Below are 1312 nucleotides of genomic sequence, written 5' to 3' on the forward strand. Positions count from 1 at the left end.
TGAGTCGTCCTAAAATAGGTTGACAGATTTTAGAATAAAAATATATTAACCGGTCAGGTTTCCTGGCTGGTTTTTTTCATGTATAAAGTTAGGTGTTTTCATTTTCAGACTCAAATGTGGTCTTTTATTATTATAGATTTCTATTGCTGTTTTTAGGAGTTTTTCTAATGTTTGGCCATCTTTACATTTATAAATCAAAAATTCGTTTTTTAAAATTCCGTTTATTCTTTCTGCCAACGCATTCTGATAGCAATCGTATCCGTCAGTCATAGAAGGTGTAATGCCGTTTTTAGCTAATACTTCCTGATAAATTTTAGAACAATATTGTAATCCTCTATCGGAGTGATGTATCAATGGTAATGTTGATTTTCTATTCTCTACAGCCATTTTTAATGCCTGTACCATATTTTCAGAACTCATATCATCACTCAGTTTATACCCCATTATTTTTCTACTATAAGCATCAGTAACTAAAGATAGATAATGCGTTTTCTGATGTGACTTGATATAAGTAATATCACTAACATATACCTGTTCGGGACGGTTAAGTTCACACTCTTTCAAAAGATTTTCGTACTTGTGTAGCCAATGTTTAGAATAGGTAGTTTTAGTGTAACTCTTCATTGGTTTAACAAGTAACTTCTCCCTTCTTAGATAATCAAATAAAGCATCACGACCTATCTTTATACCCTGTTGATCAAATTGCTTCGAAAGTAGGTAATATAGTTTACGTGTTCCTATACGTGGCATTTCCAATCGCAAAGAAAGAACCAGATGCTTTACTTTTAGTAACTCAGATTCCCGATTGACAATTCTTTTTTGTTCCTGATATATAGCTTGCCTACTCATCCCAAACAATCGGCAACTTTTGGACAAACTTATTCCTGCTCCTTCGCGGAGTCGGAAGATGGTTTGGGAGAAAACTTTTTTCGGATCTGAGTTCCGTACTGACTATCAGAAATGTCGATCATCGTATTGAGAATCTTATTTCGAAGTTTCTCATCGGCCAGTTCTTTCTCTAATCGTTTAATAATCTGAGCCGGGGTTTCTTTGGATTTAGACATAAATAACAGATTGGGTTTACTCCAGTCTAAATTACCAAATTTTCGTAACCAGACCAAAACCGTGCTTCTCCCCTGAATTCCATAAACAGATTGAGCCTGCCTGTAAGTCATTTCGCCTTTTTCAACTCGGGAAATTACAGCTAATTTAAAAGCCATGTTATAATCCTTTTGGCTACGTTTAATTGCCTTACTTTCGTTGTCTTTCATAATAAAGTCGATTTGGTGTCAACTTATTTCAGGATGGGACA

Annotated in this window: 1 protein-coding gene; it reads right to left on the minus strand. The window is 34.8% G+C overall.

The genetic code is table 11. The features are described 5' to 3' along the window. Nucleotides 1–45: 45 nt before the first annotated feature. A protein-coding gene (locus tag B0G92_RS00055) for an IS3 family transposase (RefSeq protein ID WP_375153598.1) occupies nt 46–1271 on the minus strand; the annotation gives its coding sequence in 2 pieces (ribosomal slippage) (nt 46–923 and nt 923–1271; 1227 coding nt in all). Between the last annotated feature and the right edge of the window lie 41 nt (nt 1272–1312).

This window comes from Flavobacterium lindanitolerans (assembly GCF_002846575.1).
Lineage (GTDB): Bacteria > Bacteroidota > Bacteroidia > Flavobacteriales > Flavobacteriaceae > Flavobacterium > Flavobacterium lindanitolerans.